19 protein-coding genes and 2 pseudogenes are annotated in these 25695 nt (G+C 69.8%); 14 read left to right on the forward strand and 7 right to left on the reverse strand.

Features of this window, described 5'->3' with window-relative positions:
- Positions 1 to 97: 97 nt before the first annotated feature.
- The 4 genes from urtD to urtA all read right to left on the reverse strand — a co-directional run bounded on the left by urtD (position 98) and on the right by urtA (position 5262).
- Complete coding sequence (gene urtD / locus ACWA7K_RS13160) at positions 98 to 988, reverse strand: urea ABC transporter ATP-binding protein UrtD (RefSeq protein WP_456161856.1); 891 nt, start codon at positions 986 to 988, stop codon at positions 98 to 100.
- Positions 985 to 2124, reverse strand: coding sequence for an urea ABC transporter permease subunit UrtC (gene urtC, locus ACWA7K_RS13165; protein WP_456161857.1), 1140 nt, complete (start codon positions 2122 to 2124; stop codon positions 985 to 987). The genes urtD and urtC overlap by 4 nt, the downstream gene beginning before the upstream one ends.
- A 96-nt stretch (positions 2125 to 2220) precedes the next feature.
- Positions 2221 to 3819: an urea ABC transporter permease subunit UrtB gene (urtB, locus tag ACWA7K_RS13170; RefSeq protein ID WP_456161858.1), complete on the reverse strand. Its 1599-nt coding sequence runs from the start codon at positions 3817 to 3819 to the stop codon at positions 2221 to 2223.
- A gap of 165 nt (positions 3820 to 3984) precedes the next feature.
- The gene (urtA, locus tag ACWA7K_RS13175; RefSeq protein WP_456161859.1) at positions 3985 to 5262 is read right to left on the reverse strand and encodes an urea ABC transporter substrate-binding protein; all 1278 of its coding nucleotides are present in this window, start codon (positions 5260 to 5262) and stop codon (positions 3985 to 3987) included.
- Between the two features lie 291 nt (positions 5263 to 5553).
- Here urtA and ACWA7K_RS13180 point away from each other — a divergent pair, with 291 nt between their 5' ends.
- Positions 5554 to 8277: a DUF2339 domain-containing protein gene (locus ACWA7K_RS13180; RefSeq protein ID WP_456161860.1), complete on the forward strand. Its 2724-nt coding sequence runs from the start codon at positions 5554 to 5556 to the stop codon at positions 8275 to 8277.
- 4 nt (positions 8278 to 8281) lie between these two features.
- Here the strand turns inward: ACWA7K_RS13180 and ACWA7K_RS13185 are convergent, their stop codons facing one another.
- Together ACWA7K_RS13185 and ACWA7K_RS13190 are read right to left on the reverse strand one after the other, a co-directional pair.
- Complete coding sequence (locus tag ACWA7K_RS13185) at positions 8282 to 9271, reverse strand: response regulator (RefSeq protein WP_456161861.1); 990 nt, start codon at positions 9269 to 9271, stop codon at positions 8282 to 8284.
- Entirely contained in the window at positions 9210 to 12785 is a 3576-nt protein-coding gene (locus ACWA7K_RS13190) for a hybrid sensor histidine kinase/response regulator (protein ID WP_456161862.1), read from the reverse strand. Before ACWA7K_RS13190 ends, ACWA7K_RS13185 begins: the two co-directional genes overlap by 62 nt.
- Before the next feature lie 194 nt (positions 12786 to 12979).
- Here ACWA7K_RS13190 and ACWA7K_RS13195 point away from each other — a divergent pair, with 194 nt between their 5' ends.
- The 7 genes from ACWA7K_RS13195 to ureC all read left to right on the forward strand — a co-directional run bounded on the left by ACWA7K_RS13195 (position 12980) and on the right by ureC (position 20069).
- On the forward strand, positions 12980 to 14494 hold the full coding sequence (locus tag ACWA7K_RS13195; protein ID WP_456161863.1) for a hypothetical protein: 1515 nt from the start codon (positions 12980 to 12982) through the stop codon (positions 14492 to 14494).
- A gap of 145 nt (positions 14495 to 14639) precedes the next feature.
- Complete coding sequence (locus ACWA7K_RS13200; protein WP_456161864.1) at positions 14640 to 16235, forward strand: hypothetical protein; 1596 nt, start codon at positions 14640 to 14642, stop codon at positions 16233 to 16235.
- Between the two features lie 62 nt (positions 16236 to 16297).
- On the forward strand, positions 16298 to 17347 hold the full coding sequence (locus ACWA7K_RS13205; RefSeq protein ID WP_456161865.1) for a hypothetical protein: 1050 nt from the start codon (positions 16298 to 16300) through the stop codon (positions 17345 to 17347).
- Between the two features lie 75 nt (positions 17348 to 17422).
- Entirely contained in the window at positions 17423 to 17725 is a 303-nt protein-coding gene (gene ureA / locus ACWA7K_RS13210) for an urease subunit gamma (RefSeq protein ID WP_456161866.1), read from the forward strand.
- 118 nt (positions 17726 to 17843) lie between these two features.
- Entirely contained in the window at positions 17844 to 18011 is a 168-nt protein-coding gene (locus ACWA7K_RS13215) for a hypothetical protein (RefSeq protein WP_456210147.1), read from the forward strand.
- 25 nt (positions 18012 to 18036) lie between these two features.
- Entirely contained in the window at positions 18037 to 18342 is a 306-nt protein-coding gene (locus ACWA7K_RS13220) for an urease subunit beta (RefSeq protein ID WP_456161868.1), read from the forward strand.
- Positions 18342 to 20069, forward strand: coding sequence for an urease subunit alpha (gene ureC, locus ACWA7K_RS13225; protein WP_456161869.1), 1728 nt, complete (start codon positions 18342 to 18344; stop codon positions 20067 to 20069). The genes ACWA7K_RS13220 and ureC overlap by 1 nt, the downstream gene beginning before the upstream one ends.
- Before the next feature lie 61 nt (positions 20070 to 20130).
- Here ureC and ACWA7K_RS13230 read toward each other — a convergent pair.
- A pseudogene (locus ACWA7K_RS13230) lies at positions 20131 to 21054 on the reverse strand (IS3 family transposase); the annotation flags it as partial.
- 157 nt (positions 21055 to 21211) lie between these two features.
- Here ACWA7K_RS13230 and ACWA7K_RS13235 point away from each other — a divergent pair.
- From ACWA7K_RS13235 to ACWA7K_RS13260, 6 genes and pseudogenes are all read left to right on the forward strand, one after another.
- Positions 21212 to 21853: pseudogene (locus ACWA7K_RS13235) on the forward strand (IS3 family transposase); the annotation flags it as partial.
- A gap of 10 nt (positions 21854 to 21863) precedes the next feature.
- Positions 21864 to 23047 (forward strand): IS3 family transposase gene (locus ACWA7K_RS13240; RefSeq protein WP_456168812.1). Its coding sequence is split into 2 segments (ribosomal slippage): positions 21864 to 22134 and positions 22134 to 23047, totalling 1185 coding nucleotides; the frame shifts between segments, so codons are not numbered across the junction.
- Between the two features lie 244 nt (positions 23048 to 23291).
- On the forward strand, positions 23292 to 23609 hold the full coding sequence (locus ACWA7K_RS13245; RefSeq protein WP_456161870.1) for a hypothetical protein: 318 nt from the start codon (positions 23292 to 23294) through the stop codon (positions 23607 to 23609).
- On the forward strand, positions 23606 to 24073 hold the full coding sequence (locus ACWA7K_RS13250; protein ID WP_456161871.1) for a type II toxin-antitoxin system VapC family toxin: 468 nt from the start codon (positions 23606 to 23608) through the stop codon (positions 24071 to 24073). Before ACWA7K_RS13245 ends, ACWA7K_RS13250 begins: the two co-directional genes overlap by 4 nt.
- Positions 24074 to 24153: 80 nt before the next feature.
- Positions 24154 to 24762, forward strand: a complete 609-nt coding sequence (locus tag ACWA7K_RS13255) for a LemA family protein (protein WP_456168814.1) — start codon at positions 24154 to 24156, stop codon at positions 24760 to 24762.
- Positions 24759 to 25694 (forward strand): TPM domain-containing protein, encoded by a 936-nt coding sequence (locus ACWA7K_RS13260; RefSeq protein WP_456161872.1) that lies wholly within the window; start codon positions 24759 to 24761, stop codon positions 25692 to 25694. The genes ACWA7K_RS13255 and ACWA7K_RS13260 overlap by 4 nt, the downstream gene beginning before the upstream one ends.
- Position 25695: the final 1 nt, after the last annotated feature.

A 25695-nucleotide genomic window follows, 5' to 3' on the forward strand; every position in this document is an offset into this window, starting at 1 on the left:
GGGAGAGGGGTTGGGGGTGAGGGGTGGGCTCCCTCGCAAGACCGCTCCCCTCACCCCGACCCTCTCCCGCAAGGGGAGAGAGAGACATCCGTTCGACTCATCGCCCGAGGTAAACCTCGACCACTTTTTCATTGGCCTGGACCTCCGACAGCTTGCCCTCGGCCAGCACGCTGCCCTCGTGCAGCACCGTCACGGTCTTGCGGCCTTCGGTCAGCTGGTCGACGAACTTCATGTCGTGTTCGACGACCACCAGCGAATGCTGGCCTTCGAGCGACAGGAACAGCTCGGCGGTGCGTTCGGTCTCCTCGTCGGTCATGCCGGCCACCGGCTCGTCGAGCAGCAGCAGCTTCGGGTCCTGCATCAGCAGCATGCCGATCTCCAGCCACTGCTTCTGGCCGTGGCTGAGCAGCCCGGCGGTGCGCTGGGCCTCGGTCTTCAAATGGATCAGCGTGATGACCTCGCCGATGCGGTCGAGCTGTTCGCCGCTCAGGCGGTGGAACAGGCTGGCGCGGGCGCGGCGGTCCGCTGCCAGCGCGAGTTCGAGGTTCTCGAACACGCTGAGTTCCTCGTACACCGTGGGCTTCTGGAACTTGCGGCCGATGCCGATCTGGGCGATCTCGTTCTCGCGCAGACGCAGCAGGTCGATGGTCGAGCCGAACGACGCACGTCCCGCATCGGGCCGGGTCTTGCCGGTGATGACGTCCATCATGGTCGTCTTGCCCGCACCGTTCGGGCCGATGATGCAGCGCAGCTCGCCGACGTTGATGCTCAGGCTCAGGCTGTTGAGCGCCTTGAAGCCGTCGAAGCTGACCGTGATGTCGTCCAGGTAGAGCGCCACACCGTGCGTGAAGTCGACCGAGCCGGCGCGGTGCAGCCGGCCATACGAGGCGCTGCGGCCACCGGACTCGGTCCGGCCGGCCGTCGACGCCGCCTTGGCATCGTGTTCGATGCGCGCCTGGGCGCGGTCCTCCATCAGGTCCGGCGTCATGCGCGGCGCTCCTTGATCTTGTTGAACAGGCCGACGATGCCCTGCGGCAGGAACAGCGTCACCGCGATGAACAGCGCGCCCAGGAAGTACAGCCAGAACTCGGGGAAGACCTGCGTGAACCAGCTCTTGGCGCCGTTGACGAAAAAGGCGCCGACGATCGGGCCGATCAGCGTCGCACGCCCGCCGACCGCCGCCCAGATCGCGATCTCGATCGAGGCGGCCGGGCTCATCTCGCCGGGGTTGATGATCCCCACCTGCGGCACGTACAGCGCCCCGGCCACCGCGCACATCACCGCGCTCAGCGTCCATATGCCGAGCTTGTAGGCCAGCGGGTCGTAGCCGGTGAACATCACCCGCGACTCGGCATCGCGGATGGCCTGCAGCACGCGGCCGTACTTGCTGTTGACGATGGCACGCGCCATCAGGAAGAAGCCGATCAGCGTCAGCCCCGTCAGCACGAACAGGAACACCCGCGTGCCGGGCAGCGTGATGGGCACGCCGAGGATGCGCTTGAAGTCGGTGAAGCCGTTGTTGCCGCCGAAGCCGGTCTCGTTGCGGAAGAACAGCAGCATCGCGGCGAAGGTCATCGCCTGCGTGATGATCGAGAAGTAGACGCCCTTGATGCGCGATCGGAACGCGAAGAAGCCGAACACGAAGGCCAGCAGGCCCGGCACCAGCAGCACCAGCAGCAGCTGCGCCAGGAAGCTGTCGCTGAAGGTCCAGTGCCACGGCAGCGCCTTCCAGTCGAGGAAGACCATGAAGTCCGGCAGGTCCGACTGGTAGTTGCCGTCGCGGCCGATCTGGCGCATCAGGTACATGCCCATGCCGTAGCCGCCGAGCGCGAAGAACAGCCCGTGGCCCAGCGACAGGATGCCGGTGTAGCCCCAGATCAGGTCCATCGCCAGCGCGCAGATCGCGTAGCACATGATCTTGCCGACCAGCTGGACATGGAACTCGCTGAGGTGGAACAGGCTGCCCTCGGGCACCACCAGGTTCAGCAAAGGCACCAGCACCACCACGACGATCAGCGCGGCGGCCACGGCCGTCCAGCCTCGCGTGCCCAGCAGCAGGCCGCGTCGCGGTGTCGGCAGGCCCGACGCTGCAGCGGCATCGGAAGGGGTCATCAGGGCAGACATCGTCAGGTTCTCGGGTTCAGGCTCGGGGTCAGGACCGGATTCAGGATTTGCTCGTGTTCATCGGGGCTGTCGCCGATGCGGAGGTCGATCGACGGCTCAGGCCTCGGCCGACCGGCCCTTCATCGCGAACAGGCCTTGCGGGCGCTTCTGGATGAACACCACGATGCACACCAGCACCATGATCTTGGCCAGCACCGCACCGGCATAGCCTTCCAGGAACTTGTTGAGCACGCCCAGGCCGAGGGCCGCGTAGACCGTGCCGGCGAGCTGGCCGACACCGCCGGTGACGACCACCATGAAGGCGTCGACGATGTAGCCCTGGCCCAGGTCCGGGCCGACGTTGCCGACCTGGCTCAGCGCGCAACCGGCCAGACCGGCGATGCCCGCGCCGAGCGAGAACGCATAGGTGTCGATGCGGGCGGTGTTGACGCCCATGCAGGCGGCCATGCGGCGGTTCTGCGTCACGCCACGAACGAACAGGCCGAGGCGGGTGCGCGAGATCATCAGCGCCACGCCACCCAGCACCAGGAAGGCAAACGCCACGATCGCCAGCCGGTTGAACGGCAGGATCAGGTTGGAGGCCACCTGCACGCCGCCCGACAGCCACGACGGGTTCTCGACCGCGACGTTCTGCGCGCCGAACAGCGAACGCACCGCCTGCATCAGCATCAGGCTGATGCCCCAGGTCGCCAGCAGCGTCTCCAGCGGCCGGCCATACAGCCAGCGGATGACGCTGCGTTCGAGCACCGCGCCGACCAGCGCCGCGCTCAGGAAGGACACCGGAATGGCGACCAGCACATAGACATCGAACAGCCCCGGCAGCCAGGCGCGGAAGGCGTTCTGCACCACGAAGGTCGCGTAGGCGCCGATCATCATCAGCTCGCCGTGGGCCATGTTGATGACGCCCATCAGGCCGTAGGTGATGGCCAGTCCCAGGGCCACCAGCAGCAGGATCGAGCCCAGGCTGATGCCGGTGAAGACAACGCCCAGACGCTCGCCCCAGGCCAGCCGCGACTCGACCGACGCGAGCGACTTCAGCAGCGCGGCCCGCACGGCGGGATCGGTCTCGACACCCGCGGCCAGCCGCTCCTGCAACAGGCTCTTGACGCCGGCCTCGGCACTCGCGCCCAGCGCGGTCGCGGCTTCGAGCCGACGGGCCGGGTCGGAGACGCTGACCAGCAGCGTCGCGCGCAGGTTCTCCAGGCGGGCCTTCAGCGCCGGATCCGTCTCGGCCGCATAGGCCTTCTCGATCATCGGCAGCTGCGCCTCGTCCAGCGGATTGCGGGCCAGCTCGGTCAGCGCCGCAGCCCGCACCGTGCGGTCCGGCGAGACCAGCTTGAGCACGCCCAGCGCCGCTTCCAGGGCGCCGCGCATGCGGTTGTTGTTGACGACATCCTCGGCCTCGGCCGGCGGACTCGCCTCGGTGTCGGTGCCGGCGATGTAGCTCTTGCCATCGCGCACCACATAAGCCTGCCTGGCGTCGAACTTGACGCCATCGTCGAGCATCGCCTGAACGAACCCGGCCAGCGCCGCATCCCCTTCAGCCGCCGCCGCATTCAGCGCCGCGATCCGCTCATCGGTCTCCCCCGCCGCGATCGCCAGGGCCTGCTGCGACGTCAGGGCATGCGACACCCCCGACAGGACCAGCCACAGGCTCATCACCTGAGCCACCGACAACAGCTTGCGCAGCACCATGAATCAACCTTGAGCGTCAACGGTTCCGACGCAATGCAAACCAGTCGAAATGCGCGCCGGGCCGAAAGGCCCTGGCGCTCCCGCAACAGAGACGGTGGATCCGGCTCGGCCGGTCCACTCGTCTCGCCCCCCTTGGGGGGCCGCAGCTGCGCTGCGGTAGGGGGGTTACTTCTTTTCCGGCACGTTCTTCTTGCCCTTGTTCTCGGCGATGTAGTCGCTCCACGGATCCGCCTGGACGGGGCCCTTGGTCTTCCACACCACGTTGAACTGGCCGTCAGCCTTCACTTCGCCGATGAACACCGGCTTGTGCAGGTGATGGTTTTCCTTGTCCATCGTCGAGACGAAGCCGCCCGGCGCCTGGAAGGTCTGGCCGGCCATCGCGGCGATGACCTTGTCGGTGTCGGTGGTCTTGGCCTTGGTGACGGCCTGGGCCCACATGTGCAGGCCGATGTAGGTGGCCTCCATCGGGTCATTGGTCAGCGGCTTGTCCTTGTGGCCGGCGATGCCCTTGGCCTTGGCGTAGTCGCTCCACTTCTTGACGAACTCGGTGTTGGCCGGGCTCTTGATGCTCATGAAGTAGTTCCAGGCAGCCAGGTGGCCGACCAGCGGCTTGGTGTCCACGCCGCGCAGCTCTTCCTCACCGACCGAGAAGGCCACCACCGGCACGTCGGTCGCCTTCAGGCCCTGGTTGCCCAGTTCCTTGTAGAAGGGCACGTTCGAGTCGCCGTTGATGGTCGACACGACGGCGGTCTTCTTGCCTTCGGAAGCGAACTTCTTGATCTTGGCAATGATCGACTGGTAGTCGGCGTGGCCGAAGGGGGTGTACTCCTCGATGATGTCCGACTCGGGGATGCCCTTGGCCTTCAGGAAGGCGCGCAGGATCTTGTTGGTCGTGCGCGGGTAGACGTAGTCGGTGCCCAGCAGCACGAAGCGCTTGGCCGAGCCGCCGTCCTTGCTCATCAGGTACTCGACCGCCGGAATGGCCTGCTGGTTCGGCGCCGCGCCCGTGTAGAACACGTTCTTGGACAGCTCTTCACCTTCGTACTGGACGGGGTAGAACAGCAGCGAGTTCTTCTCTTCGAAGACCGGCAGCACCGACTTGCGCGACACCGAGGTCCAGCAGCCGAACACGGCGGCAACCTTGTCCTGGTCGATCAGCTGCTTGGCCTTCTCGGCGAACAGCGGCCAGTTGGAGGCCGGGTCGACGATGACGGGCTCCAGCTTCTTGCCGAGCACGCCGCCCTTGGCGTTGATCTCGTCGATGGTCATCAGCGCGACGTCCTTCAGGACCGTCTCGGAAATGGCCATCGTGCCCGACAGCGAGTGCAGGATGCCGACCTTGATGGTGTCGGCGGCCTGCGCGAACAGCGGCAGGCTCAGGGCGGCGACGCCGAGCGACACAGCGCTGAGCGTCTTGGCGAACGTGCGACGGGTGGTTTGCATGGGAGTGGCTCCGGGTCGTTGAGAGACGTTGAGGGCTGGGGAAACAAGCGGCACCGAGGTCTTCGGCGTCTGGGATGCAGTGTGTCGAGCGTCACGGTTTCGGCCCATACGCCGGATGGCGTAGATGGGCGTAGGCCGGCGTAGATCGGCGTACGGCGGCGCAGGCCCGGCCCGGCCCGGCGCGGCATCGCCTCGCGATGCCGACGGTCGCGCCCGCCGACACCCCGTCGCGTGAGTTCGCGGTCGACCGGTCGGCTGCTAGATTGACCCGATCACGACAGGGAACGAACGATGAAACCGATCTGGATGGTGTTGCTGGGGGCCTTGCTCGGGGCGGTCGTGAACGAAGGGGGCAGCGCCTCTGCCGGTGCGGTCTTCGGCGCGCTGCTGGCCTGGCTGCTGTCGCGCCAGATCGCGCAGGGCCGCGAGATCGAGGCGCTGCGCGAGCGACTCACCGCCACACCGCGTATCGAGCCGGCGCCGCAGGTCGAGGAAACGACGGTGCCCGCCGTGATCGAGCCCGTTGTCACCGAGCCCGCCGTGATCAAGCCCGCTGTCATCGCGCCCGTCCCCCTCGAACCCGTTCCCGCCAAGCCCGTCGCACCGCTGCCGGACGACTGGCTGACCTCGCTGCCACCGGCGCTGCACGCCTGGCTGGTCAGCGGCAACCCGATCCTGAAGATCGGCATCGGCGTGCTGTTCGTCGGCCTCGCCTTCCTGGCCAAGTACGCCAGCGAGCACGTCACCGTGCCCATCGAGCTGCGGCTGGGCGGCATCGCGCTGGTCGCGCTGGGGCTGCTGGCGACCGGCTGGCGGCTGCGCACGAGCCGGCCGGTGCATGCGCAGGTGCTGCAGGGCGGCGCGGTCGCGACGCTCTACCTGACGATCTACGCCGCCACGCGCTTCTTCGGCCTGATGCCCGCCGGCACGGCCTTCATCGCGATGGTCGCCGTGGCCGCGCTGGCCGCCGGGCTGGCGCTGCGGCAAGGCGCCAGCGCGCTGGCCATCATCGGCGCGCTCGGCGGTTATGCGACGCCGCTGCTGCTGGCGACGGACGGGGGTGATGCGCGGCTGCTGTTCGGCTACTACCTGGTGCTCGACATCGGCCTGGTCGCGGTGGCCTGGCGGCTGCGTTCGCGGGCGCTGAACCTGATCGGCTTCTTCGCCACCTTCGTCATCGCCACGGTCTGGGGCGTGCTGAGCTTCGCGCCTGCCGACCGGCCGTGGGCGCAGGCCTTCCTGATCGCGTATTTCCTGCTGTTCAACGCCGTGGCGCGGCTGACCGCGCTGTCGCCACATGGCCGCACGTCGCAGGCGCACCCGTGGCGGCTGGACGCCCCGCTGGTCTTCGGCCTGTCCGCCATCACGCTGGTGCTGCAGGCCGGCCTGGTGCGCGACCTGTCACATGGCGCTGCCTGGAGTGCGCTCGTGCTGGGCCTGTTCCACCTCGCGCAATGGCGTTGGCTGCGGCGTGCCAGCGCGTCCGGACCCGCCGTGCGCGCGCTGCTGGCACAGGCCGATGCGGCGATCGGCACCGTCTGCCTGACGCTCGCCATCCCGCTGGCCTTCGATGCCAGCCAGACCGCCGGGCTGTGGGCGCTGGAAGGGGCCGGCGCCTTCTGGCTCGGGCTGCGCCAGCAGCGTCGCCTGACGCGCGCCTTCGGCCTGCTGCTGATGGGCCTGTCGGGTGCCGCGCTGCTGCACGCGATCGACGACTCGCCAGCCCCCGACACCGTGCTGAACGCGCTGTTCCTGAACGCCCTGCTGGTGGCGGCCGGTGCGGTCGTGGCGGCGTGGCTGACGTCGCGGCGCGAACCCGGTCCGGCCGAACCGGTCGTCGATGCCGCCATCGAACCCTTGCTGATCGGCTGGGCGACGCTGTGGCTGCTGATCGCCGCCGGGCTGCAGCTGCATCACGTCGTGCCGAACGACGCCAAGCTCGGCGTCGCCCTGGTGGCGCTGGCCGGCATCGCGGCGCTGTGGACCACCCTCGGCCGCTGGCTGGCATGGCCGGGCGCCGCGCGGGTGGCGCTGACCCATGCGCCCGTGCTGGGCCTGCTGGCGCTGGTGACCTGGGCCCTCCACGATGACCCGCGCGACGCGGGCGGCGCGTGGGGCTGGCCGGTCGCGCTGGCGGTGCAGGCCGGGGTGCTGCACCTGCTGTCGCACCTGGGGCTGCAGCGGCCCGCGACGCCCGGCCCGGCATCGGTGCCAGCGTCGATCTGGCAGAACCTGGCCGCCTGGACGCACCGCTGCAGCATCGCCACGCCCGCGCTGCTGGGCGCCGCGCTCGGCCATGCGCTGACCGCGCCGTGGGGCCCTGGCGACAGCGCCTGGCCGTGGCTGGGCTGGGGCATCGCACCGCTGCTGATGCTGGTGCTGCTGAACCTCGAACGCGCCGACCGCTGCTGGCCGATCCGGCTGGACGTGAAGGCCTGCCGCGACGAGGCCGGCGGCGTGCTGGCGCTGGCCGTGCTGCTGTGGACGCTGATGGCCAACGGCGGGTCGACGGGTGCCCTGTCGACCGGTTCCGCCTGGGCGACGCTGCCGCTGCTGAACCCGCTGGATGCCGCCATCGGGCTGGCCTTGTGGGCCAGCTGGAGGCGCCTGGCCACACGCGCGCTGCCGATGCAGATCGGCCCGCTGCCGCTGGTCGGGGGCGCCGTCTTCGTCTGGCTCAACGCCATGCTGCTGCGCGCCTTCCACCACCATGCCGATGTGCCCTACACGCTGCAGGCCTGGGTCGACACGCTGGCGGTGCAGACCGGCCTGACGCTGCTGTGGAGCGCCATCGCGCTGGCCCTGACCTGGATCGCCTCGCGGCGCGGCGAGCGTCAGACCTGGCAGGTCGGCGCGGTGCTGCTGGCGATCGTGATGCTCAAGCTGCTGGTGGTCGACCTGTCGGGCAGCGGCACGGTCACGCGCATCGTGTCCTTCATCGGCGTGGGCGTGCTGATGCTGGTGATCGGCTTCGTCGCGCCCTTGCCGGCGGCGCGCGCCCAGGTCGAACCCTGACCGGTCAACGCCCCAGCTGCGGCACCTTGCCGATCGCCACGGCCGCCGCCGCGTTGCGGGTCTCGACGCCGAGCTTCTCGTAGACGTGTTCGAGGTGCTTCTTCACCGTCGCCGGGCTGGCGCCGAGGATGTCGGCGATGTCGCGGTTGGTCTTGCCGCGACACAGCCACAGCAGCACCTCGGCCTCGCGGCGGGTGACGCCGAAGGCCAGCACCAGTGCCTCCAGCGCGGCGGCGTCGTCGGACTCGCGCAGCACGACCAGCCACTCGCCGTCGCCGGTCGCTTCCTGCAAGGTGCAGCGCAGCCGGCGGGCACCGAGTTCGAGGTCCAGCGGCAGCGCCTGCAGCGTGGCACCGGCCGCATCGGCCTGGCTCACGCGCTGAGCCTCCCGCTGCAGCCAGGCGAGCAGCTCGGCCGGCGCGTGGCGCGGGTCGGCGTCGGCCAGCATCTGGCGCGCCAGCGCGGTCTGCCACAGGATCCGGCCGTCGACCTGCCGCAGCACCAGGCTGGCATGGCCGAAGGCATCGAGCGCGTTGCGCGCCAGCCGCTGTTCGCGGGCGGTGTGCAGGTGGGCGGCGATGCGGGCCAGCACCTCGCGGGCGCGGATCGGCTTGGTGACGTAGTCGCAACCGCCGGCCGCAAACGCCGCGACCACGTGTTCGGTCTCGGTCAGGCCGGTCATGAAGACGATCGGGATGTGGGCGGTGGCCGCATCGGCCTTCAGGCGGCGGGCAACCTCGAAGCCGTCCATACCGGGCATGACGGCGTCCAGCAGCACGACGTGCGGGCGTGCCTGCACGGCCCGCGCGATGGCGTCGGCGCCGTTGGTGGCGACCAGCACGGTGTAGCCGGACTCGTCGAGCGCGTCGTGCAGCACGGCGAGGTTGTCGGGCACGTCGTCGACGATCAGCACGATGTCGCTGGCGTTGCGGTCAAGCACGGCGGGTGTCTTCCAGGTCGGGGGTTGCGGGCGACAGTTCGCGGGCCAGCGCATCGAGCTGGAAGCCGCGCGCCAGGCCGCGCCAGCGTTCGATCGACTCGGCGGCCTGGGGATGGGCCTGGGCCAGCGCGTCGAGCGCCCGCAGCACGCCGCGCGGGTAACCGAGCGAGACGGCCTCGCGCAGGTCGGCGAGATCGGCATCGGCAGGCAGCAGGCCCTTCGGGTTTGTGGCGGGTGGCTCAGCCGGTGAGCCTGTCGGGCGGCCGGCCTCGATCCACTCGATCGCCAGCTGGCGGCCGAGCCAGTCCAGCAGCTCGGGCAGGCGCACCGGCTTGACGAAGAAGTCGGCCGGCGTGATGCCCACGTCGTTGTCGAGCGCCTGGTCGAAGGCATTGGCCGAGACGATCGCGCGGGCCGGCAGCGGCAGGCCGGCCGGCCAGTCGCGCTGCAGCCGGCGCAGCGTCTCCCAGCCGTCGATGCCGGGCATCGCGAGGTCCATGAAGACGGCCTCGGGCAGACCTTCGCCGGGCAGCGATTCCAGCAGCGCCAGCGCCTCCTCGCCACTGGCGGCCTGGCGCAGTTCGAAGCCCAGCGGCGCCAGCATCGACAGCAGCAGGCCGCGGTCAGCTTCCTCGTTGTCGACCACCAGCAGGCGACGCGGCCGGCCGCGCTGGCCGACGCGTTGCGGCGCCTGGCCACGTGGCAGGGCGGCGTCGTCGGCCAGTGCCGGCAGGAACAGCGTCAGCCGGAAGGTGGTGCCTACGCCGGGCGTGCTCTCGACCGTCATCTCGCCGCCCATCAGCGCGGTCAGCATCCGGCTGATCGTCAGGCCCAGGCCGGTGCCGCTGCCCGAAGCGGCGCCGGCCGCCGAGCCGCGCTCGAAGGGCTCGAAGACCCGCTCCAGCTCGGCCGCGTCCATGCCCGGGCCGGAATCGACGATCTCGAAGCGCGCGATCTCGCGGGCGTGGTGGACCCGCAGCACGACCTCGCCCTGCTGGGTGAACTTGACGGCGTTGCCGACCAGGTTGATCAGGATCTGGCGCAGCCGCCGTTCGTCGGCCCGCACGACGGCCGGCAGGCCGGCATCGAACTCGCTGCGGAAGGCGATGCCCTTGGAGGCGGCCTGCAGCTCGAACAGCCGGGCGATCTCGCCCATCGTGTCGGCGAAACGCATCGGCCGGGTCTGCAGCGCGAGCTTGCCGCCCTCGATGCGGGCGAGGTCCAGCGTGCCCTCGATCAGCGACAGCAGGTGGTCGCCGCCTCGCCGGATCACGCTGACCGCCTGGCGCCGGTGCGCCGGCATGGCCTCGTCCTCTTCGAGCAGCTGGGCATAGCCCAGGATCGAGTTCAGCGGCGTGCGCAGCTCGTGGCTGATGGCGGTGATGTAGCGCGTCTTGGCGCCGTTGGCCGCCTCGGCCTGCGCGCGCGCCGCATCGGCCACCGCCTTGGCCGCCTGCAGCGCCAGGTCGGTCTGGTGGTGCGAGGCGATCTCGCGCTGCAGCGCGACGGTCTGCTGGTGCAAGGCCTCGGTCTGGCGGTTCGATTCCTCCTGCGCCACCAGCCGGCTCTGGTGCGCCAGCACCAGCCACCAGGCCACCACGCCGGCGGCCAGCAGCAGGGCGGCATAGGCCTTGATGTAGCCGGCGCGCAGGCCGTCCGTCAGGCCGTCCCACAGGTCCGGTGACAGGCTCATGCCCTGAGCCTGCAGCGTACGCAGCTCCTGGTGGTAGAGCACGCCGAACATCAGCCCGAGCAGCGGCACGACCACCAGCATCAGCAGCACGAAGTGGCCCAGGCCCTTGTCCAGATAGGGCCAGATCGAGCGCGGCAGCAGCCGCTGCAGGGCCGCGCTCCATTGCACCGACAGGCGTGCATGCGGCTTGCACAGGTCGTTGCAGCGGGCGTCCAGCGTGCAGCACAGCGAGCAGATCGGCCCGCCGTAGGCCGGACAGGCGGCCATGTCGTCGCCCTCGTAGGTGCGCTCGCAGATGCTGCAGCGCGCGCTCGCCAGCGGCGCGCCCGGCGTGGCCGCGCCCAGCCGGCGGTAGCGGCCTGCGGCGACGTCCGGCCGGGCGATGTAGTAACGCCCGCGTGTCGCCCAGGCGATCAGCGGCGAGGTGATGCCGGCCGTCACCAGCGCCACGGCCGCCGACCAGGCCTGCGCCCAGGGACCGAACACGCCCAGGTAGGCGGCGACCGACAGCAGCGAGGCCAGCACCATCGCGCCGACGCCGACCGGGTTGATGTCGTAGAGGTAGGCGCGGCGGAACTCGATGCCCGGCGGCGACAGGCCCAGCGGCTTGTTGATGACGAGGTCGGCGACCACCGCCATCAGCCAGCTGATCGCCAGGTTGCTGTAGAGCCCGAGCACGCCGCCGAGGGCCTGGAACACGTCCAGCTCCATCAGCACCAGCGCGATCAGGATGTTGAACAGCATCCAGACCACCCGGCCCGGGTGGCTGTGCGCCACGCGCGAGAAGAAGTTGCTCCACGCCAGCGAGCCGGCATAGGCGTTGGTGACGTTGATCTTGAGCTGCGAGACGACCACGAACAGCGCCGTCGCGGCGACCGCCCAGGCGTAGTTCGGGAACACGTACTCGTAGGCCGCGAGGTACATCTGGTTCGGGTCGACCGCCCGTTCCAGCGGCACCGAATGGCCGATCGCCAGGCTCGCCAGCAGCGCGCCGCCGAGCATCTTCAGCACGCCCGGCACGATCCAGCCGATGCCACCGAACAGCGTGCCGGCCCACCAGCGCAGCCGGTTCTCGCGGGTCCGTTCGGGCATGAAGCGCAGGTAGTCGGCCTGCTCGCCCATCTGCGTGATCAGCGCGATGCCCACCGTCATCGCCGAGCCGAAGGCCAGCCCGCTGAATCCGGGCAGGCCGCTGTCGCCGTCGCCGCCATAGCCGCGCAGCTCGTCGAGCAGGCCAGGGTTGCGCGCGAACACGTAGGCATAGGGCAGCAGCAGCATCACCAGCCAGATCGGCTGGCTCCAGACCTGCAGCCGGCCGATCAGCGTGACGCCGTGCGTGACCAGCGGGATCACCACCACCGCGCAGATCAGGTAGCCCCAGGCTGGCGGGATGTCGAAGGCCAGTTCGAGCGCATAGGCCATGACGGCCGCTTCGAGCGCGAAGAAGATGAAGGTGAAGCTCGCGTAGATCAGCGAGGTCAGCGTCGAGCCGATGTAGCCGAAGCCGGCGCCGCGCGTCAGCAGGTCCATGTCCAGGCCGTGGCGGGCCGCGTAGACGCTGATCGGGATGCCGGCCAGGGCGATCACCAGCGCGGTCGCCAGGATCGCCAGCGCCGCGTTGACGAAGCCGTGCTGCACCAGCAGCGTCGCGCCGACGGCCTCCAGCACCAGGAACGACGCCGCGCCGCCGAAGGCGGTGTTGGCGACCCGCCCGATCGACCAGCGCCGCGCCGCGCGCGGGGTGAAGCGCAGCGCGTAGTCCTCCAGCGTCTCGCTGGCGACCCAGCTGTTGTAGTCGCGCCGGACCTTGATGACGCGCTGAGGCGGGGCCAGCTCCGGATCGGGCATGGCGGGCGGAGTCGGCAGGTCGTGCATGGCAGGTGGAAGACGCGATCCGGAGCTTTAGCAAGTTCCACACCATCGCCGGACCCACCGAACCAGTCCCTCACATGATCTGGTGGGGGCTTTTGCAGGTTCTCGTCAGGAACACCGCCAACGCGATTTCTAGAGTGCGCCGGCGCGGTCCGTCGGGTCGCGCTGTCCACCACCTGTCGAACCCGGAGTCCCCCATGACCCTCACGCAACGCCTGCGTCCGCTGCATCCGCTCCCGCTGTCCATCCTGCTGGCCTTCGGCCTGACCGCCTGCGATGGCGGCGTGTCCACCCCCGCCAGCACGACCTCCGCCACACTGGAAGACGGCCTGGTCGTGAACGCCACCGTCTTCTGCGACGCCAACCAGAACGGCCTGCTCGACAGCGGCGAGGCCAGCACCACCACCAACAGCCTCGGCGTGTTCACCTTCACCAGCGCCTGCAACGCCGACATCGTCTCGGTGGCCGGCACCGGCATCGACACCGACACCGGCACGGCGCCGTCCGGCTCGCTGCGCGCGAAGGCCGGCGCCAAGGTCGTCTCGCCCTTCACCACGCTGGTCGCCGAAGGCAACCTGACGGAGCTGCAGGCCAAGGCCGTCATGGCCGCGATGGGTCTGGGCTCGGTCGATCCGGGCACCACCAGCCTGTCCGGCCTGAGCGACACCAGCCGCAAGAAGGCCCGTGCAGCGATCAAGGTCATGAACGACCTGACGACCGTGCTGGTCAGCACCGGCAGCCATGCCGATGCCAAGACCGCGTTCAAGGCCGTGGCCGGAACACTCGCGACCAGCGTCAAGGTCAGCTCGGCCGGCAACCCCACCTTCGACCTGTTCGCGGGCGACAACCTGGGCAAGGCCCTCAAGGCGGCGATCCCGGCCGGTTTCGACAGAGGCGTCCGGGACCTGGTCGTCGGCACGCTGAACGCGTCCGCCCGCAGCATTGCCGACGCCAGCGACGACGACGCGGCGCGGCGCCTGTTCGCGTCGACCGGCGCGACCGAGTTCATCGAGAAGCACCGCGACAAGCCCTCGGAGGTGACGAACTACCCCGGCGCCGACGACCTGCTGGCGGCCGCGCCACGCCTGGAGTTCACCAGCATCGTGATGACCGCCTCCGGCAGCGCGGCGCAGACGCTGACGGCCGCCGCGGTCAGCGCCGGCACCGCGAAGACGTCGTTCAAGCTGGGTGACCTGGACGTGGTCACCATCCCGCTGAAGGCGGTCAATGTCCGCAAGCTCCCCGCCAGCGTCGCGGTCGCCGTCGAGCTCTCGGAGACCGGCGGCACGCGCAAGCTGCAGTTCGGCATCGACACGGTCCAGCTGAGCAAGGCCAGCAACGACATGGTCAGCGTCACCCTCCCGGCCGGTGCCCGCATGAGCTTCTACGCCCGCACCGCCAGCGGCGTGACGCTGGAGCCGGCCAACTCGATCGAGAACCTGACGGCCAACGCCTACGACGGCCTGGCCATCCCGATCGGCCTGATCAAGGCCAAGCTGCAGGCGGCGATGGGCAACGCGACCGGCGTGTCGGAGGCGTTGGCACTGACCGGCAAGTTCGACATCAAGGTCACCGTCAGCCATTCGGAGATCCGCCCGACCAGCGGCACGGCCCTGCCGGTCTCGACGATCCGCGTCGGCGCCGCTCGCCCGCGTGCCTTCCCGGGCTACACCTACGGCGGCGCGATCACCTTCGGCGCGACCCTGCCCTGACGGCTCGCCCCCCCGCCGATCGGCCGAACTGCGCCCGAAAGCGGCGCTTCCTCGCGGCGCCATCGGCGGGGCCGGGTCCCTAGAGTGGCGGTCACCCTCCACCAGCGCCCTCCGCTGCCGTCACCGCCCCTCCAGGAAAGCCGCCATGAACCGTCTGCACCATCGCCTTCGTCCCGTCGCCCTGTCGCTCCTGCTCGCCTTCGGGCTGACCGCCTGCGGCGGTGGTGGCGGCATCGTCGGCACCAGCGGGACGGGCGCGACGGCGCAGGGCATGCTGGTCGACGACGTGGTGATCGGCGCAACGGTGTTCTGCGACACCAACGGCAACGGCACGCTCGACGCCGGTGAAGCCAGCGCGACGACCGACGACAGCGGCGCCTACAGCATCGCCAGCTGCGACAGCGGCACCCTCACCTCGGTGGCCGGCACCGGCTACGACCGCACCTCGCTGCGCGCGCCCAAGGGCTCGTTCAAGGCCCGTCGCGGCGGCTCGGTGGTGTCGCCCTTCACGACCATGCAGCTGGCCAGCGGGCTGGACGACACCGCCTTCCGCGCCGTGCTGGCCAAGCTCGGGCTGAGCGGCGTCGACGCCCACAGCTATGTGCCCAACGACGACACGCGCGGCCCGAAGGCGGCGGCGGTCGCCAAGATCCTCAACGAGATCGCCGACGCGGTCGAGTCGCTCGGCGGCGATCCGGCCGCCGCCTTCAACGCCGCGATCGCCGCGCTGGTCAGCCAGGTGCGCAACGCGCCGGCCGGCACCGATTTCGTCACCGATGCGGCCGCCCGCAACGCCGCCATCCTGGCCGCCGCCGACGCGGCACTGGCCACGCTGCCCACCGGCACGCTGACGCCGACGGCCCGGTCGCGCGCCGCCGCGCTGCTGGCCGACGGGCTGGAGCGCATCAGCGCCCGGATCGCCGCGAAGGCCCGCTACGACGACATCCGCGACGACTTCAACAACGGCGTCGTGACCTCGATCGTCAGCGCCACCGACCTGGACGACGACACCGCCTACGGCAACGCCCGCAACGAATGCCGCGACGACGAAGGCGTCGGCCGCGCCCGCCACATCGCGGCGGTCGGCGACCGATTCACGCTGGTCGGGCCGACGCTGTCGGGCGGCAGTCGCAGCGTCACGCTGACCGAGTTCGCCAGTGGCGTGAACCTGACCGGCCAGCACCTCGGCGACCTGACCGCGCTGCGCCTGCCGCTGACGGCCGACGTGCGCTCGCTGCCGCGCAACGGTCGCAAGGTCGCGGTGGGCCTGTCGGTGACCGATGTCAACGCGCCCGGCGGCCGCACGATCGAGTTCCTGCTCGACGACCTGCGTCTGTCGCGCAACGCCACCAGCGGCCTGGTGGAGCTGTCGGTCAACGCGCAGTCCGAGCTGTACTTCTACGCCCGCTCCGGCAGCGGCGTGGCCTTCGGCACCGGCCGCAACGGCTTCGAGAACCTCGACGGCACCTTGCTGAGCAACCCCGACGGCGGCGCCTCGCTCGACCTGTCCCGGCTGGCCGCCGGGATGCGCGGTCGCTTCCCGGCCAACGCCACGCTGATCGACCAGATGCTGTCGGCCACCGGCACCTTCGAGGTCAAGCTGGTCATCAGCGAGATCGACCTGCGCCATGCCGACGGCACGCCGTTCGCGCGCGGCAGCGTCGCCGTCCACATCCCCGGCCAGAGCGGCATCGCCCGCCGCGTGCAGGGCACGGCGGTCACCGGCCGCCTGACGTTCTGAACGCGCACCGCCGCACCGGCCCGGTTGCCGTCGCGCTGCTGCTGACGGCGGCCTCCGCGGCCGTGCCGGCGGCGCCGCTCGACGCGCTGGTCCGGGCCGATGGCGGCCCGGCCGGCCTGCAGGTCCAGCTCACCCGCGACGCCGCCAACAGCACGCTCGACGTGCTGGGCTGGCGCGACAAGGCCGGCAAGTCCGGCACGTCGATCGGCGACTACGCCGGCTGGCAAGGCGGCCTGCAGTGGCAGGGCGGACGGCTCGGCCTCGACGCCACCGCCTGGCAGCGCCACATCGACGACGGCGCGCAGACCCAGTCGCTGCGCAGCTGGCGGCTGGGTGGCCAGTGGCGCCTGAATGGCGGCGACGAGCTGAGCGTCGCGGCTGACACCCGTCCGGCCACGTTGTGGGCGGTGCGCGGCTCGGCCTGGGGCAGCGATGCCCGCCGGCTGTCGCGCACGACCCACGCGGCGCTGGTCGCCGGCACGCTCGATTCACGCCTGGGCACGATCAGCGTGGAACGCCCGCGCGACCGCCAGATGCAGGTCGACCTGCTGATGAGCCGGGCGCTCTCGCCGGCCTGGTCCTTCCATGCCGGCCTGGGCGCCGGCCGCAGCCGCGTCGCCAACCGAGCCGTCACCGGCACGGCCGACGTCGGCGGCTGCCCCTACACGCTGGACTTCGGCGCCGAGCAGCTCGTCGCCACGCCGGCCGACAGCTGCAGCCAGGCGCTGATCGTCGCCGTGCCCAACGCGCTGCTGTCCTCGGCCGCGCAGCCCGAGACGAACTACCGCGCGCGTCTGGCCCATCTGGCGCTGGCCGTGCGCCTCGACCAGCCCGGCTGGTCGGCCACGCTCGGTTATGACCGGCTGGCCTGGCGACGCGAGCGCATCGACGCCCTGATCGACGCCCGGGGCGGACGGGCGCTGCGCCACAACCAGACCCTGACGGCGCAGCTGCAGGTCGATCTGACAACCGGCCTGGCCGGACTGCTGCGCGTGCAGGTGATGGACCACGCCTTCCTGGCCGACCTGCCGCTGGCCTACAACACGCAGACCACCAGCTCGTTCGCGCACCGCTACGGGCTGGTCAGCGCCGGGGTCGTGGCGCGCTTCTGAGCCGCTGCCACGGGGTGGCATGGCCCTTGCGCCAGAGCGGCACCGGCCATCCGGCCGCTGTCGCACCGAGCCCCCATGGAACTGACCCCGCGCGAGAAGGACAAGCTCCTGATCTTCACCGCCGCCCTGCTGGCCGAACGCCGCAAGGCGCGTGGCCTCAAGCTCAACTACCCCGAGTCGGTCGCGCTGATCAGCGCGGCCATCATGGAAGGGGCACGTGACGGCAAGACCGTTGCCGAGCTGATGAGCGACGGCAAGCTGGTGCTGTCGCGCCACGAGGTCATGGACGGCGTCGCCGAGATGATCCCGGAGATCCAGATCGAGGCGACCTTCCCCGATGGCACCAAGTTGGTGACGGTGCACCAACCCATTGCATGAACCCGGCGCGTCGACCCGTCGTGGTGCATGGCGCACCGCTCGGCCGTCGATGCCCCGCGAGCCGATCCCCACGAGACACCCCGAGACACCCGTCCTGGAGCCGCGCATGAAAGTCCGCATGACCGCACTGATCCCCGCCCTGATCGCCCTGACCGCCCTGCAGGCGCAGGCCCACGAAGGCCACGGCATGCCCGGCGTCAGCCACTGGCATGCCGGCGACACGTCGCTGTGGCTGGCCGGCATCGCCGTCGCCGCCGGCCTGTGGCTGGCCCGTCGCGGCCGCTGAACACCGTCGACACGAGACCCGCACGATGATCCCCGGCGAACTCTTCACCGACGGTCCCGACCACCCGATCAACACCGGTCGCCGCACGATCACGCTGGTGGTCGAGAACGCGAGCGACCGGCCGATCCAGGTCGGCTCGCACTACCACTTCGCCGAGACCAACGCCGGCCTGCGCTTCGACCGCGCCGCCGCCCACGGCATGCGGCTGAACATCGCCAGCGGCACGGCGGTGCGCTTCGAGCCCGGCCAGCAGCGCACGGTCGAGCTGGTCGACTACGCCGGCGACCGCGAGGTCTGGGGTTTCCGCGGCCTGGTTCAAGGAAAACTGTGATGGCAACCGTCCCGAGAAGAGCCTATGCCGAGATGTTCGGCCCCACCGTCGGCGACCGGCTGCGGCTGGCCGACACGGACCTGATCCTGGAGGTCGAGCAGGACCTGACGCTGCGCGCCGGCCACTACGGCGAGGAAGTGAAGTTCGGCGGCGGCAAGACCATCCGCGACGGCATGGGCCAGAGCCAGCGTCCGAACGGACCCGGCCCGGGTGACGCGGTCGACTGCGTCATCACCAACGCGGTGATCCTGGACCACTGGGGCATCGTCAAGGCCGACATCGGCCTGAAGGGCAACCGCATTGCCGCGATCGGCAAGGCCGGCAATCCGGACGTGCAGCCGGGCGTGGACATCGTCATCGGCCCGGGCACCGAGGTCATCGCCGCCGAAGGGCTGATCGTCACGGCCGGCGCGATCGACACGCACATCCACTGGATCTGCCCGCAGCAGATCGACGAGGCGCTGGCCTCGGGCGTCACGACCATGATCGGCGGCGGCACCGGCCCGGCCACCGGCACCTTCGCGACCACCTGCACGCCCGGGCCCGAGAACATCGCGCGGATGCTGCAGGCCGCCGATGCCTTCCCGATGAACCTGGGCTTCCTCGGCAAGGGCAACGCGAGCAGACCCGAAGCCTTGCGCCAGCAGGTCGAGGCCGGCGCGATCGGCCTGAAGCTGCACGAGGACTGGGGCACCACGCCGGCGGCGATCGACAACTGCCTGAGCGTGGCCGAGGAGAGCGACATCCAGGTCGCGATCCACACCGACACGCTCAACGAGTCCGGTTTCGTCGAGGACACCGTGGCCGCGTTCAAGGGCCGAACGATCCACAGCTTCCACACCGAAGGTGCGGGTGGCGGCCATGCGCCCGACATCATGAAGGTGGTCGGCGAGGCCAACGTGCTGCCGAGCTCGACCAACCCGACGCGGCCCTACACGGTCAACACGCTCGACGAGCACCTGGACATGCTGATGGTCTGCCATCACCTGGACGCGGGCATCGCCGAGGACCTGGCCTTCGCCGAGAGCCGCATCCGGCGCGAGACCATCGCCGCCGAGGACATCCTCCATGACCTGGGCGCGATCAGCATGTTCTCGTCGGACTCGCAGGCGATGGGCCGGGTCGGCGAGGTGGTGATCCGCTGCTGGCAGACGGCCCACAAGATGAAGTCGCAGCGCGGCAAGCTGCCCGGCGACACCGACCGGCACGACAACGCCCGCCTCAAGCGCTACCTCGCCAAGCTGACGATCAACCCGGCACTGGCTCACGGCGTGAGCCACGAGGTCGGCTCGGTCGAGGTCGGCAAATGGGCCGACCTGGTGTTCTGGAAGCCGGCCTTCTTCGGCGTCAAGCCGAGCCTCGTGCTCAAGGGCGGCTTCATCGCGCTGGCCGCGATGGGCGACCCCAACGCCAGCATCCCGACGCCGCAGCCGGTCCACTACCGGCCGATGTTCGGAAGCTTCGGCGGCGCGATCGCCAAGACCTCGCTGACCTTCCTGTCGCAATCGGCCCTGGCCGACGACGTGGCCACCCGCTACGGCCTGCACAAGCACCTGTCGGCCGTGCGCGGCTGCCGCAGCATCAAGAAGGCCGGCATGGTCCACAACAGCTACACGCCGGTGATGGAGATCGACGCCCAGACCTACACGGTCCGCGCCGACGGCCAGCTGCTGACCTGCGAACCCGCGAAGGTGCTGCCGATGGCGCAGCGGTATTTCCTGTTCTGAGGCGGGCGTTGGCGGGGAGGGTCAGCACCCTCCGCAACTGCGCCGCCATCCCGTGTGCTGGTCAAGCCCCAACGGACACGCCGATAGGTTGTTGTGCAGCCTGCCGTTGCTCAAAGACGTTGGGTGCGACGTTGCCCAGCTTCGAGTGCCTGCGCACGCTGTTGTAGAAGCCGACGATGTAGTCGGCGATGTCCTGGGTGGCTTCGCTGTGGTTGGCGTAGTCTCGGTGCCAGACGCGCTCCATCTTGAGGTTCAGGAAGAAGCGCTCCATGACCGCGTTGTCCCAGCAGTTGCCCTTTCGGCTCATGCTGCCGATCAGGCCATGGCGTGCGAGCAGCGCTTGATGCTGGCCGCTGGCGTACTGGCTGCCGCGGTCCGAGTGCACGATCAGACCGGGGGCGGGTCGACGTTGGGCAATGGCCATCTGGAGCGCCGAGCACACCAGTTCGGCGGGCATGTTCGGCGCCATCGACCAGCCCACGATCTTGCGGGCGTACAGGTCCATCACGACGGCCAGGTACAGCCAGCCGCTGCGCGTGCGGATGTAGGTGATGTCGCTGACCCAGGCCTGGTCAGGCCGGCTCGGATCGAAGCGCCGAGCCAGCAGGTTTTCCGAGACCGGCAGCGAGTGCGCGCTGTCGGTGGTGTGGATGAACTTGCGTTGCCACCGGGGGCGCAGACGGTGTTCGCGCATCAGGCGGCGCACGCGGTAGCGCCCCACTCGCAAGCCCAGATCCTGCAGCGCCGAGACCAGGCGACGACTGCCGTAGACCTTCTCGTTGGCGACAAACTCGGCCTTGAGCTGGGCGCTGACCAGGCAAGCCGCTGGCGCCTGCCGTTGTCGATGTCGCGCGCCGTAGTAGCCCGATCGGCTCACGCCCAGGACGTGGCAAAGCCGCTCGACGGGGTAGGCCTTCTTGTGCAGATGCTCGACGAGCCGGTGGCTCATCGCAGTTCCCGGACGAAGAAGGCCGATGCTTTTTTTAGGTTCATCACGGAAGTCCGGGAGGACGATCCAGAACGAGGTAGGGCAGTGACATCCCGCGAGAAGATGGTTGTGCGAAGACACACCGACTCGGGAAAGCACTGCCCCAATGAACAAGGATACAAGCGAGCTCCCGTTCTGGGAGGGCTTCAGCGTGCGCCGCCTGATGCGCGAACACCGTCTGCGCCCCCGGTGGCAACGCAAGTTCATCCACACCACCGACAGCGCGCACGCGCTGCCGGTCTCGGAAAACCTGCTGGCTCGGCGCTTCGATCCGAGCCGGCCTGACCAGGCCTGGGTCAGCGACATCACCTACATCCGCACGCGCAGCGGCTGGCTGTACCTGGCCGTCGTGATGGACCTGTACGCCCGCAAGATCGTGGGCTGGTCGATGGCGCCGAACATGCCCGCCGAACTGGTGTGCTCGGCGCTCCAGATGGCCATTGCCCAACGTCGACCCGCCCCCGGTCTGATCGTGCACTCGGACCGCGGCAGCCAGTACGCCAGCGGCCAGCATCAAGCGCTGCTCGCACGCCATGGCCTGATCGGCAGCATGAGCCGAAAGGGCAACTGCTGGGACAACGCGGTCATGGAGCGCTTCTTCCTGAACCTCAAGATGGAGCGCGTCTGGCATCGCGACTACGCCAACCACGGCGAAGCCACCCAGGACATCGCCGACTACATCGTCGGCTTCTACAACAGCGTGCGCAGGCACTCGAAGCTGGGCAACGTCGCGCCCAACGTCTTTGAGCAACGGCAGGCTGTACAACAACCTATCGGCGTGTCCGTTGGGGCTTGACCAGCACAAGATGAGCAAGAAGGAAAGAAGGACGTTCAGCGCCGAGTTCAAGCTGCAGGTCGTGCAGATGATTCGGGATCAGGGACTGAGCGTGAGCGAGGTCTGCCGAGACATGAAGCTGGGCGAGACGGCGGTACGTCGCTGGTTGACGCAGGTCGATGAAGAGGCGGCCGGTCGGTCGGGGATCGGCAAGCCGCTGACGGCCGAGCAGCAACGCATCCGGCAACTTGAGGCCGAGAACAGGCAGTTGCGGGGCGATGTGGAGATCCTAAAAAAAGCATCGGCCTTCTTCGTCCGGGAACTGCGATGAGCCACCGGCTCGTCGAGCATCTGCACAAGAAGGCCTACCCCGTCGAGCGGCTTTGCCGCGTCCTGGGCGTGAGCCGATCGGGCTACTACGGCGCGCGACATCGACAACGGCAGGCGCCAGCGGCTTGCCTGATCAGCGCGCAACTCAAGGCCGAGTTTGTCGCCAACGAGAAGGTCTACGGCAGTCGTCGCCTGGTCTCGGCGCTGCAGGATCTGGGCTTTCGAGTGGGACGCTACCGCGTGCGCCGCCTGATGCGCGAACACCGTCTGCGCCCCCGGTGGCAACGCAAGTTCATCCACACCACCGACAGCGCGCACGCGCTGCCGGTCTCGGAAAACCTGCTGGCTCGGCGCTTCGATCCGAGCCGGCCTGACCAGGCCTGGGTCAGCGACATCACCTACATCCGCACGCGCAGCGGCTGGCTGTACCTGGCCGTCGTGATGGACCTGTACGCCCGCAAGATCGTGGGCTGGTCGATGGCGCCGAACATGCCCGCCGAACTGGTGTGCTCGGCGCTCCAGATGGCCATTGCCCAACGTCGACCCGCCCCCGGTCTGATCGTGCACTCGGACCGCGGCAGCCAGTACGCCAGCGGCCAGCATCAAGCGCTGCTCGCACGCCATGGCCTGATCGGCAGCATGAGCCGAAAGGGCAACTGCTGGGACAACGCGGTCATGGAGCGCTTCTTCCTGAACCTCAAGATGGAGCGCGTCTGGCACCGAGACTACGCCAACCACAGCGAAGCCACCCAGGACATCGCCGACTACATCGTCGGCTTCTACAACAGCGTGCGCAGGCACTCGAAGCTGGGCAACGTCGCACCCAACGTCTTTGAGCAACGGCAGGCTGCACAACAACCTATCGGCGTGTCCGTTGGGGCTTGACCAGCACAACCAAACCACCCCGTCAGGCTCCGCCTGCCACCCCTCCGGAGGAGGGGAACGAAGACACGTTGCCGAAGGCAACGCTGGTTTGCTGGCTCGGTCGACTCTCCCCCTGCCAAGGGGGAGTACGCCGCAGGCGGGAGGGGGTCAGCACCCTCGCCCGACGCGCCCCCGCGCATACACATCCACCACCCGTCATACACTGGCCGCCCCCTGGCGCTGACCCGCCGTCCTGGAGCCCGCCATGCCGCTGACCGTCCGACTCGATCCTGCGCTCGAACGTGCGCTGGAGGTCTACTGCGCGACCCAGGGGGTCAGCAAGAGCCTGGTGGTGCAGGAATCGCTGGCCAGCTACCTGGTCAAGGCCGGAGTTGCCGGCGCCGGACCGGCCACCAGGACCCGCGCCGCCGCGACCGCCTTGCCGCCCAGCGACCACTGGCTGGCCTTCGAGAAGGCCGGCCTGATCGGCTGCATCGGCCAGGACCTGGGCGGGGCTTCCGGACCTGCCGACAAGGCCGCCGTCCGCGCCCAGGTCAAGTCCAGGGCGAGGCGCCCGGCATGAGCGCCGCGCGCGCGCGAACCGGCGCCAAGGCCGGCTCGCCACGCCAGTCGCCCGACTCGATGCCCACGCTGCTGGACACCGGCATTCTGGTGAGCCTGTTCAACCGAGACGACCCTTGGCATGCCCGTGTCAACCGTTGGCTGGCGGGGTTCCGGGGCGAGCTGCACACGGTCGAGGCGGTGCTGACCGAAGCCTCGTTCTTCCTGGCTGCGCACCAGCGGGCGCGGCTGGCCGACATCGCGGCCGGGCCGATGTTCAAGGTCCACGCGCCCGACGCCGCCGGCCATCGGCGCATGGCCACGCTGATGACCAAGTACGCCGACCTCGACCCGGACTGGGCCGACGTCTCGCTGGTCTGGCTGGCCGAGGCCTCCGGCATCGACCACATCGCCACCGTCGATCAGCGCGACTTCGGCCTCTACCGCATCGACGGCCGGCGCAAGTTCCGCCTTGCCTTGATCTGAGACACGGCGTCCGCATCTGGGCGTCTTCGGGGCGTGGTAAACACCGCGCCTGTCAACCGAGACAAGGAACCCCGCCCATGCTGCGCCGCCTGCTTTCCACCCTGATCGCCACGCTCGCCCTGCTCGGCCTGACGGGCTGTGGCTACAACGATTTCCAGCGCCTGGACGAGCAGGTCAAGGCCTCGTGGGCCGAGGTGCTGAGCCAGTACCAGCGGCGTGCGGACCTGATCCCGAACATCGTCAACACGGTCAAGGGCGAGGCCAACTTCGAGCAGGAGACGCTGACCAAGGTGATCGAGGCGCGCTCGCGCGCCACGGCCATCCAGGTCACGCCCGAGCTGCTGAACAACCCCGAGGCGCTGCAGAAGTTCCAGGCCGCGCAAGGCGAGCTGTCCGGCGCGCTGAGCCGGCTGCTGGTGGTGACGGAGAACTACCCGAACCTGAAGGCCAACCAGGGCTTCCAGGACCTGCGCGTGCAGCTGGAAGGCACCGAGAACCGCATCACGGTCGCGCGCAACCGCTACATCAAGGCCGTCACGGACTACAACGTGCTGGCACGCAGCTTTCCGAGCAACCTGACGGCGATGGTGATGGGCTACGCCGTCAAGCCGAGCTTCACGGTCGCCAACGAGGCCGCGATCTCGACCGCGCCGGTGGTCGACTTCGGCGGCAAGGCGGCCTCGAAGTGAGCCTGCGCCGCATCGGTCGCTGGTGGGGGATGCTGGCGGTGCTGGCGATCCTGGCGTCGGCCCTGTGGCTGCCCGGGCTCGCACGGGCCCAGCAGGCCGTGCCGGCGCTGAGCGACCGGGTGATCGATGCGGCCGGCTGGCTGCAGCCGGCGCAGCACGACGCGCTGGTCGCGCAGCTGGCCGGACTGGAGCAGCGGCTGGGCACGCAGATGGTCATCCTGATCGTGCCCACGACCGCGCCCGAGGACATCGCCGCCTATGCGCAGCGGGTCGGCGACAGCTGGAAGATCGGCCGGCGCGACGTCGGCGACGGCCTGCTGCTGGTGGTCGCCACGCAGGACCGCAAGCTGCGCATCGAAGTCGCCAAGACGCTGGAGGGCGCCATCCCCGACCTGGCCGCCCGACGCATCATCGACGAGGCCCTGACGCCCGCGTTCCGGCGCGGTGAACCGGCCGCCGGGCTGGCCGAGGCGATCCGGCGGGTCGAGGCGCTGGTCCAGGGCGAAGGCCTGCCGGCACCGGACGCGCAGGCCGCCCGCCACGACGGCGAGACCGACTGGACCGCGCTCGGGATGATCGCGCTGGTCGGCATTCCGATCATCGCCCGGGTGCTGACGCAGCTGGCCGGGCGTGGCTTCGGCGCGCTGGCGACGTCGGCCGCAGCGGGCTGGATCGTCTGGGACTTCAGCGCCAGCCTCGCGCTGGCTGCCATCGCCGCCGGCCTGGGGCTGGTGGTCGCGCTGGTGGTGGGCGCCTTGAGCGCGATGGGCGTGTTCGATGCACTCGCGTCGGCCAGCCGCTCACGCGGTCATCACGGCGGCTGGGGTGGCGGCGGGTTCGGCGGGGGTCGCGGCGGGTTCGGTGGCGGCGGCGGCTTCAGCTCCGGCGGCGGTGGTGATTTCGGCGGCGGTGGCGCCTCGGGAGGCTGGTGAC

It is taken from the genome of Leptothrix mechoopdaensis (SeqCode), from assembly GCF_053893855.1.

Coding starts and splice junctions, on each gene's coding strand:
- ACWA7K_RS13215 (WP_456210147.1), top strand. CDS start 17,844: ATGACCGCACTGATCCCCGCCCTGATCGCCCTGACCGCCCTGCAGGCG.
- urtD (WP_456161856.1), bottom strand. CDS start 988: ATGACGCCGGACCTGATGGAGGACCGCGCCCAGGCGCGCATCGAACAC.
- ureA (WP_456161866.1), top strand. CDS start 17,423: ATGGAACTGACCCCGCGCGAGAAGGACAAGCTCCTGATCTTCACCGCC.
- ureC (WP_456161869.1), top strand. CDS start 18,342: ATGGCAACCGTCCCGAGAAGAGCCTATGCCGAGATGTTCGGCCCCACC.
- ACWA7K_RS13200 (WP_456161864.1), top strand. CDS start 14,640: ATGAACCGTCTGCACCATCGCCTTCGTCCCGTCGCCCTGTCGCTCCTG.
- urtA (WP_456161859.1), bottom strand. CDS start 5,262: ATGCAAACCACCCGTCGCACGTTCGCCAAGACGCTCAGCGCTGTGTCG.
- ACWA7K_RS13190 (WP_456161862.1), bottom strand. CDS start 12,785: ATGCACGACCTGCCGACTCCGCCCGCCATGCCCGATCCGGAGCTGGCC.
- ACWA7K_RS13245 (WP_456161870.1), top strand. CDS start 23,292: ATGCCGCTGACCGTCCGACTCGATCCTGCGCTCGAACGTGCGCTGGAG.
- urtB (WP_456161858.1), bottom strand. CDS start 3,819: ATGGTGCTGCGCAAGCTGTTGTCGGTGGCTCAGGTGATGAGCCTGTGG.
- ACWA7K_RS13250 (WP_456161871.1), top strand. CDS start 23,606: ATGAGCGCCGCGCGCGCGCGAACCGGCGCCAAGGCCGGCTCGCCACGC.
- ACWA7K_RS13195 (WP_456161863.1), top strand. CDS start 12,980: ATGACCCTCACGCAACGCCTGCGTCCGCTGCATCCGCTCCCGCTGTCC.
- ACWA7K_RS13185 (WP_456161861.1), bottom strand. CDS start 9,271: ATGCGCTGGCCCGCGAACTGTCGCCCGCAACCCCCGACCTGGAAGACA.
- ACWA7K_RS13180 (WP_456161860.1), top strand. CDS start 5,554: ATGAAACCGATCTGGATGGTGTTGCTGGGGGCCTTGCTCGGGGCGGTC.
- ACWA7K_RS13220 (WP_456161868.1), top strand. CDS start 18,037: ATGATCCCCGGCGAACTCTTCACCGACGGTCCCGACCACCCGATCAAC.
- urtC (WP_456161857.1), bottom strand. CDS start 2,124: ATGTCTGCCCTGATGACCCCTTCCGATGCCGCTGCAGCGTCGGGCCTG.